Source organism: Chryseobacterium sp. VAUSW3, assembly GCF_002205795.1.
Classification (GTDB): Bacteria; Bacteroidota; Bacteroidia; order Flavobacteriales; family Weeksellaceae; genus Kaistella; species Kaistella yananensis.
On sequence record NZ_NIUY01000006.1, the window covers coordinates 1 to 8,506 of the forward strand.

The window sequence follows — 8,506 nt, forward strand, 5'->3', positions numbered from 1 at the left end:
TTGTTTATTTTAAAGCTATTAATTTTATGGATGTAAAGTAAAGAAGGGTTTTGCAATAGTGGGGCGAAACTGCAAAGTTCAACGGTATTTCTTCGATTGAACTTTTGTGCAAAAAATGAAGATTGGTGCTTCGATTGCCCCACCATCGCAAAGCCCCGAAACGTTGTGCGCAATATTACCGCCGCGACTTTCAAACAAAATTTATGAGATTTTTCTAACTCTGAACTGACTTTTTGCTGGCTGAATTCTGAATCTGAATCTACCTTTCGAAAAATAACCGCACTGAGGATTGCCGCTTAAAAAACCGCACTGACTTTTCCAAAACTACTGATCTGACTCCCCTACTTTGCACTTAGCGTCCTGGATTAAACTTCAGAAAACTATTTCTGCTAAAAACAAACGTGCAAAACTGCATGAATTCAATATCTTTTTAACTGTCTGACTGACTTTTAAAAGCACTAAAACTCCCTTGAAATTAAAAAATACTGCGCACAACACGGTATTTCTGTTAGCGGGATTGAAGTTTACATCATAAAGATTTTCGCGAGTTGTTCTTTTTGTTATATTTACAAAAACTAATTATAATAATCCCCGCCAACAGAAATACCCAACCGTTATGCGTAATGCTATCAAAACTCCCGTAGAAAATTGGAAACAATAAGAAAATACTACAAACCAATTCAACCGACAGTTTCTAAAAATGACGGAGAAATAACTTATCAAGAAATTTATCCAAAAAACGAAATCCAAAATTTTGTTTACTGTTTTTGGCAACTGAAAACCAAAAGAAAATTATCAGAAGATTTCAATTATTGTGTTGTTTCTGATGGTTGTATTGATATTTTTTTTGACAATAAACAACCCGAGGAGAGTTTTGTTATGGGATTTTGTAGAAAATTTACTGAATTCAACATAGGAAAAGAGTTTAATTATATCGGCATTCGTTTTCTGCCAACTGCTTTTCCAATATTATTCGGAATAAACGCTAAAAAATTGAGTAATCACTCACAGGAATTGAAAAATATAAATCCCGAAATTTATAATTGGATATGTTCCGAAATAAAACCAAGAACTTCATTTGAAGATATTTCAAAAAAATTGAACAAAAAATTGTTAGAGGTTATTCATAATCAAAACATAGAATTAGACCAACGTTTTTTGAACTCACTAATTCTAATTTTTCAAAAAAAAGGTTTCTTAGATACAGAAAAAGATTTGGATACAGGTTTAAGTCCTAGACAATTACGAAGAATTTTTGATTACTATATTGGAACAACAGCAAAATCTTTTAGTAATGTTATTCGCTTTCAATACATTTTAAATGCAAAACCTTCCCAACAGAGTTTGAAAAATAATAAACTCTATTTTGACGTTGGTTTTTTTGACCAAGCACACTTTATTAAAAACTTCAAAACATTTTATGGAGTAACTCCTTCCGAAGCGTTCCGTTAGTTTGTCCGATTTTTACAATTCCAGCGGTTAATCTCAAACTAAATTTGTAAAACAAAATCGATTATAATGAAAACGATATTACTAACCGCATTTGTTTTGCTTTTTGGAATTTCAAATGCACAAACCACAAACAAAATGAAACTTAACGCAGGGATTATTACAGAAAAATTAAGTGAAACCAAAAAATTCTACACAGAAGTGTTGGACTTTGGAGTGAGTTTTGAAAATGAATTTTATATTCTTTTGCATACACCAAACAATTCGTCAGAAATCAGTTTTTTGCAACCGAACCATCCAAGTCAAAAACCTATTTTCCAATCAGCATTTACCGGAAAAGGTGTTTATTTGACTATAGAAGTTGAAAATGTGGACGAAATTTATAAAAGGCTGAAAGACAAAGGTGTTTCAATGGAGTTTGAAATCCGAGACGAACTTTGGGGCGACAGACATTTTGCAATTAAAGACCCAAATGGAATTGGAATTGACATTGTAACTTATACAAAACCAGCAGAATAAAAGCACTACGCATAACATGGGTTTTGCAAGATGCGGGGTTGAAGGAAATCTCAGGGAAATTCAAGAAAATACCCGCAAAAAACCATTTCTTTTTTTATTTTTTGTAAATTTGAAAAAACGAAAATGGTTTTTGCTAGCGTTCGGTCACCTCTTGAAATCTCGGTGGCAGTAGCCCGCACCTCGCAAAGCCCCAATCCGTTAGCAGAAATTAAATTAACAAATATGGATCACATTTCATTTCACGGAACCAATAAACAAAATGCAAAAAAAATAGTTGGTCCACCATCTGAACTTGACATTGAAATTGGAAAAGGTGAACTAGGTAAAGGATTTTATACTGGATCTTCAGTTGCTTTAGCTGCAATTTGGGCACAGAATAGATTTTCAAATAATGGGGCTGTAATTCAATTTAATATTCCTGCTATTGATTTTGTCAAGCTAAGAGGACATTTGATTAAGACCAGAAATGATGTGATTTATAATTGGAAATCTTTAAAAGACACTAATCAAACTTCCGAACATACTTTTGGATTTGATTATATTCTTGCTCCATTCGCAAGCATTGAAGAATCTGGACATCAATTTAAGTTTGAAAGTAAATTGTCTGAAAATCAACTAAAATCTTGTCAAAAATTTGTTTACTTATGCGAATCTTAACTAATTCATCAAATCATTTAAAAGGATTGATTGCAATATCAGAAGCGAAAGAAAATTCACCGCAAAGTGTATTTTTTTGTGTGCCAATCGAAAAATTTCAAGCTGATAAAATAAATAATTTAGAAGATTTCAAAGATATTTTTAATAATGGAATTTCGACAAAAATCAATGATTATGGTTTAACAAAAACAATTCATTTAAAACTTGATTATAATTTTGGTATTTTAGAATTACCTAAATTTACAACACAAATTAAAGGTCATAAAATTGATTTTTATGTTTCAAAACTAAATCTCTCACATGATAATTTCAACACAAATTCACTTTTTGATTTTGACTATTTTTATCAAGGTTCTAAGTTTCGTGAATTAACAAATAATCGATTTATGATTCTTGAACCAAACTGGAAACAACTTGATGAATTATTTCTAAAAGAAGATATAGTTTTTGTGGACTGGCAATTATAACTTCTGCTAACATAGTATTTGCAAAAGGCGGGGTTGAATATTTAATAGAACTATCAGTTGCATTTAGTCGCGCCTGCTTTTTCGTTCCACATATTTTTTGTAGTTTAGTTCCACGAAAAAAAGCATTCGCTGCGGTTGGTCGAAATTGAACTTGCAGTTAAATTTAGCCCGCCCTTCGCAAATACTTTTTCCGTTATGTGAAAGCGTTTACGAGCAGTTATCCAAAAGAAATTAAGTGAACAAAATTTATATTTTCAGTGGTTTAGGAATTGATAAAAGAGTATTTGACAAAATCGATTTTGGAAAATTGAATCCAGAGTTTATTGAATGGATTGAACCACTAAAAAATGAACCATTAACTGAATACTGCAAACGAATTTCACAAAAAATAAATGTTGAAAATCCAACTATAATTGGACTTTCATTTGGAGGAATTGTTGCTGTAGAAATCGCGAAAATAATCAAAACGGAAAAAGTAATTTTAATTGCTTCTGCAAAAACTAAAAGTGAACTTCCACTACTCTACAGAATCGCAGGAAAATTGAAAATTAACAAGTTAATTCCAGCCACAATTTTAAAGCAACAAAATTTCTTGACGAATTGGTTTTTTGGTGTAAAATCAGATGAAGACAAAAAACTTCTTGGTCAAATTTTAGAAGACACTAACCCAAATTTCTTAAAATGGGCGATTAACGAAATTGCAAATTGGAAAAATGAGCAAAAAGCTTTGAATTACGTTCATATTCATGGAAATAAAGACAAAATAATTCCAATAAAAAATGTCGAAGTTGATTTTGTAATCAAAAATGGCGGACATTTTATGACAGTAAATAAACCAAATGAAATAGAAAAAATTCTAAAAAACGCCTTCACATAACATTGTATTGGCAAAATGCGGGGTTACAGTCTAAGTTGAACTATTTGCAATATTTAACCGCCAATATTTTCCAATTCCACATTTTTGTTTAACTTAGTTCCATTGAAAAAATATTGGCTACGATTGGTCTTCCTTGAACTTTTAGTTCTTCGAAATCCCGCACTTCGCCAATACTTTTTCCGTTAGCTGCAATAAAATCAAAATCATGCTGAAAACCGAATCTACAGAATTAATTGATTGGATTGAATCTGCTATTGACTATTCCAATATTAAGTCAAATTCATTAAGAATTTCAAATTTCCTTCCAAAATTTGACCATTATATCGGAATTACCTGGAAAGTTGGAGTTATAAAGGACTTCCCTTTCGAACAATTAATTTCAAATCCTGTGACCGTTGAAGAAATAAATAATAATGCTAAGATTTGGCGCAGTTTTCCACAGATTTACGGATATTCTGAAAATGGTTTTAAAGAAATTGATACAAAAGAGCTCTTCAAAATGTTTAATATTCCTTATCATGAATACAAAAATGATAATAAATTGCCATGGAATTCGCGAGCAATAAGAATCCTTGAAAGAAAAATAATAGAAAACTTATCAACACTCCTTAACGAGATAAGTGACAAGAATGATCTTTTACTTTATTGGGAAGATTATTATAGATATGGAATTGAAGATAAATTATTCAAAATTACTATTGACGAATTTTTAACAGAATTACAAGAAACTGGATTCGATTCAAGTCTTTATCTTTTTCCAGAAAATAAAGATTGGTGCTTGGTAAATCTTGAAGATTTAGGATTCAACATTTTCGCTTTTAACGATAATGTAAAAAATAAAATGAAGTTCTTATCAGAAATAGAAAACTTCAAATTAACATACGAAAGTGAATTATATTAATCCAAATTTTTACTGCAGCTAACATCGTATTTGCAAAAGGCGGGGTTTAAGATTTAATAGAACTACCTGTTGCATTTAGTCGCAACTTGCTTTTCACATTGTATTTTTTTGTAATTTAACAATCTGAAAAAGCAATTTGCTTCGTTCGGTCGAAATTGAACTTTCAGTTAAATTTAGCCCGCCCTTCGCAAATACTTTTTCCGTTGTGTGTAACCCTTCGTGACACACCCTAACAATCAAAAAACATAGACAACTGCATTATGATTTCAAACGACAACAGACCAATTAGCGTAGGTACAAGACTTGGTGCAATGCTTTTAGACCACGTTTTCATGACAATCATTGCGATGATATTTTTTCTTCCAACAATGATTTCTGGATTTTCAGACGCTTTCAAAGTTTCTCACGAACAGACTGACTTTAATTTCATGGAAGGACCGATGAAGTATATTGGTTTAATCGGTTTTGCCTTGTATTTCTGTAAAGACATTATCAACGGACGTAGCATTGCCAAGCGAATTTTAAAACTGCAAGTAGTTGACAACAAAACGGGGCAAGTAGCATCTCCATTACAATGTTTTGTCAGAGACATCTTTTGCGTTCTTTGGATTGTAGAAGTCATCGTTGCTATGGCAAACACAAGCCGACGTATTGGCGACAGAGTTGCAGGAACAAGACTTGTGCATTACGACCCTGCTCTTGAACAATCAAAACCCAACGTTGCTAAATTAGCTTTGCCTGTAATTATTTCTTATGGACTGATAGCATTATTAATGTCTGTTATGCCATCAACGACAATGGCAAAAACAAACTACAGTGAGGCATCATACAATGCCGCAGAGAGCAAAGAATTGGAGAAAGTAATCACGGACAGCTTAGGTCAATACTTAACTCCAGACATTCGGGTTTATGACACTGTAAAGAATGAAAACCTGAAATACGTTTCAACCATTTTGAAATTGAAAGAAAATTACATCGCCGACGACAACAGCTATAATCAATTGCATATCATGACGACGAACCTCATTTATTCAAAAATGCCAAAAGAAACTTTTACAGGACAAATAAAGTATGTTTATCAAAGCAGCGGACAATTTCAGAGCAGGGCGACGACAATTGGAACATACGTAAAACCTAAGGACGAGAAATAGGGCTACACACAACAAGTGCATTGGCAATATGGCGGGGCGAAGAACATATTCTCAGCTTTTTGTTCGCTTATCGGCTTCGGTTTCGGCAGACGAAAAACGCCGAGCAACAGAATAAACAATGAGCTTTTGTATCTTTAACCAGCAGCGGCACCTGGCAGACGGAACACAGAATACCGCCACATCGCCAATGCTTCAACGTTGTGCGCAATATCGAAAAGCCGTCTTCAATAGAAATTCCGGTTTGAAAATTCAAATTCTGACCTGACTTTCACTCTGCTGAATTTTGAAAAGTATCAATGAAAATCAGTCTGAATTTTTAAAAATTGCGCTGACTTTTACAAATCCGGCGCCGACAGCAATATGCGTGAAAAAAATACCGAAAAAAAAATTTTGACGCTGACTTTTTCCAACCTTGCACTTAACGGCGTGAATAAAATCTGTCCGGATCTAAAAACTGACTAAAAATCTGAATTTTATTTTCGCTTTGGGTCGTGAAAACAATTGTCGTGCTTGATTTTCACTTCTCTGACTGAATTCAACGGGTTGAATTAAGTCGTCGAACCGAAAATACTGCGCACAACATGGTATTTCTGCAAGCGGGGTTGAATGCTTAATTGAAGGATTGATCCACTTTAGTCACAAAAAACTTTACCGCTTCCGGTTTTTTTGTAATTTAGTCAGCGGAAAAAGTTTTTTGTTCAGTGTGGTGTTTATAGAAAGTTTTGGCTTCTTTAGCCCCGCCTGCAGAAATACCTAAACCGTTACCAGCAACTTTATGACGACAACAACTGACATACAAAACATCATAGAAAAGTATAAAGCGGGACATCGTTATTTTCTAAACCTTGACTTTGACAAGGGCGAGAAATTGGCTGGACAAATACTTGCTGACACGACATTTGATAATTGTTGCTTTTCCGTTGACTTTTCAGAAACAGACTTCACAAATTCAAAGTTTGCCAACTGTAACTTAAAATGTTGCGACTTCTCAAACTGCAACCTGACAAACACAATCTTTGAAAACTGTTCCCTTGAAAGTGCTGAATTTAAAAATGCTAAAATCGACGGAACGACTTTGACTAATTGCCATTGTTACGGACAAATAGTTACGTTGGACAAAACGACTGGAGAGCTTGAAACCTATAAAGACCCATTGGTAAAAGAACTTTATGACAACATTCCTGAGTTTAGCAAAGTTGCAGACCATTTGAATGACGATTTACTTTATACGGTATATGGAGAGCTTAGCTTAAAACTCTTTGATGACATTGTAACAAACAATGAGACGACAGATTTTACAATAAAATGTTTTCAATTTTTCAACTTACTAGGAGACAGAAACGATGAAAACATAGACAATTTGCTTGTAGTAGGAATTTATGAAGGACTTTACGCAAACAAAAAATGTAATAACATAGCTCGACAACTATTGACTGGGCGAAACAAAGACATTTACGAACATTGGATGAAAAATGGAAACATTAGAGCTGAATACTAACAAAAGAAAAGCTGCTGGTAACATCGGTTTGGCAATATGGCGGCTGAAGTGCTTCTATGGAACATTTGTACAAGGTTCAAAAACAGTAATTCTATTGAACTTTTGTGCTAAAAATCCGCCACATCGCCAAGCCGAAAAACGTTAGCCGCAATTATATCAAAACGACGTGAATAAACTAAATCCCTACAAATTAATAATATTTTCATTTATGATCTTTTCAAATTTATTTTCGTGTCAGAATAATGAAAAAACTCCTGAAGATAAATTTTGGAAATGGTTTTTAAGCAAAGAAAAATACATTTTTGATAATGCTGACAATTTAAAAGTAAGGGAAACAATTTATGACGATATAAGTTCAGAAATTCAAAAAATTGATGAAAATTTAGTTTTTGAACTTGCTCCAATTCATAAAAATGGAACTCGTGAATTTTCAATTTCCGCAGATGGAATAGAGAAAAGTTTTCCAGCCGTTGAATTATTAATTTCAAAAAAACCAAAAATAAAAAATTGGAATTTTACTGCATTCAGACAGAGAATTGAAAGCGATGATTTGGAAATTCAGTATGGTAATTACAAAATCGGTTACGATGATTTGTTTTTTAGATATTCAATCCAAGAAAATCAATTAGGTATAGAATTGAATATTAGAAATTATGATGAAACTGCTGAAATGCAAAATGCTATATACATTCTTTTAGATAGTTTATTAGGTGAATATGATGTTACAAAACGAATTGATTGGATCGATTGGAAAAAATTGGACGAGAGTAATATTGAAAACTTATCAGAAATAATTGAATTAAGAGAGCTGATTGATTCAAGAAAAAAATAATAACTGCGGCTAACATATTCTATGACAAAAAGCAAACAAAAAGTGATAAACTTATGCTGCAAATTTATGCAGGTTCACAAAGCTTGTTTCTCGAGCAATAACGGCAAAAATTCTGTACACCATTTTGCATTTAATATTGTTTAGAACCAGCATGG

General features: G+C 32.8%; 9 protein-coding genes. All 9 read left to right on the forward strand.

Annotation, left to right across the window (positions count from 1 at the left end):
* Nucleotides 1–648 precede the first annotated feature (648 nt).
* The 9 genes from CDW55_RS12230 to CDW55_RS12270 all read left to right on the forward strand — a co-directional run bounded on the left by CDW55_RS12230 (nt 649) and on the right by CDW55_RS12270 (nt 8,351).
* Complete coding sequence (locus CDW55_RS12230; protein ID WP_088470061.1) at nt 649–1,452, forward strand: helix-turn-helix domain-containing protein; 804 nt, start codon at nt 649–651, stop codon at nt 1,450–1,452.
* A gap of 135 nt (nt 1,453–1,587) precedes the next feature.
* On the forward strand, nt 1,588–1,968 hold the full coding sequence (locus CDW55_RS12235) for a VOC family protein (protein WP_088470069.1): 381 nt from the start codon (nt 1,588–1,590) through the stop codon (nt 1,966–1,968).
* Nucleotides 1,969–2,190: 222 nt separating this feature from the next.
* Nucleotides 2,191–2,625: a hypothetical protein gene (locus tag CDW55_RS12240; RefSeq protein ID WP_143756239.1), complete on the forward strand. Its 435-nt coding sequence runs from the start codon at nt 2,191–2,193 to the stop codon at nt 2,623–2,625.
* Nucleotides 2,613–3,092, forward strand: coding sequence for a hypothetical protein (locus CDW55_RS12245; RefSeq protein WP_088470063.1), 480 nt, complete (start codon nt 2,613–2,615; stop codon nt 3,090–3,092). Before CDW55_RS12240 ends, CDW55_RS12245 begins: the two co-directional genes overlap by 13 nt.
* Before the next feature lie 235 nt (nt 3,093–3,327).
* The gene (locus CDW55_RS12250) at nt 3,328–3,969 is read left to right on the forward strand and encodes an alpha/beta fold hydrolase (protein ID WP_088470064.1); all 642 of its coding nucleotides are present in this window, start codon (nt 3,328–3,330) and stop codon (nt 3,967–3,969) included.
* A gap of 205 nt (nt 3,970–4,174) precedes the next feature.
* Complete coding sequence (locus tag CDW55_RS12255) at nt 4,175–4,870, forward strand: hypothetical protein (protein ID WP_088470065.1); 696 nt, start codon at nt 4,175–4,177, stop codon at nt 4,868–4,870.
* Nucleotides 4,871–5,130: 260 nt separating this feature from the next.
* A complete protein-coding gene (locus CDW55_RS12260; RefSeq protein ID WP_088470066.1) occupies nt 5,131–6,021 on the forward strand; it encodes an RDD family protein in 891 nt (296 codons plus the stop codon).
* A 775-nt stretch (nt 6,022–6,796) separates the two neighbouring features.
* The gene (locus tag CDW55_RS12265; protein ID WP_088470067.1) at nt 6,797–7,519 is read left to right on the forward strand and encodes a pentapeptide repeat-containing protein; all 723 of its coding nucleotides are present in this window, start codon (nt 6,797–6,799) and stop codon (nt 7,517–7,519) included.
* 208 nt (nt 7,520–7,727) lie between these two features.
* Nucleotides 7,728–8,351 carry a hypothetical protein gene (locus CDW55_RS12270; RefSeq protein WP_088470068.1) on the forward strand — a complete coding sequence of 208 codons (624 nt, stop codon included), beginning with the start codon at nt 7,728–7,730 and terminating at the stop codon, nt 8,349–8,351.
* The last annotated feature ends 155 nt before the right edge of the window (nt 8,352–8,506 follow it).

Excerpts from the sequence above, each read along its gene's own strand:
- CDW55_RS12235 (WP_088470069.1), top strand. The coding sequence starts at position 1,588 with ATGAAACTTAACGCAGGGATTATTACAGAAAAATTAAGTGAAACCAAA.
- CDW55_RS12240 (WP_143756239.1), top strand. The coding sequence starts at position 2,191 with ATGGATCACATTTCATTTCACGGAACCAATAAACAAAATGCAAAAAAA.
- CDW55_RS12245 (WP_088470063.1), top strand. The coding sequence starts at position 2,613 with ATGCGAATCTTAACTAATTCATCAAATCATTTAAAAGGATTGATTGCA.
- CDW55_RS12255 (WP_088470065.1), top strand. The coding sequence starts at position 4,175 with ATGCTGAAAACCGAATCTACAGAATTAATTGATTGGATTGAATCTGCT.
- CDW55_RS12260 (WP_088470066.1), top strand. The coding sequence starts at position 5,131 with ATGATTTCAAACGACAACAGACCAATTAGCGTAGGTACAAGACTTGGT.
- CDW55_RS12265 (WP_088470067.1), top strand. The coding sequence starts at position 6,797 with ATGACGACAACAACTGACATACAAAACATCATAGAAAAGTATAAAGCG.
- CDW55_RS12270 (WP_088470068.1), top strand. The coding sequence starts at position 7,728 with ATGATCTTTTCAAATTTATTTTCGTGTCAGAATAATGAAAAAACTCCT.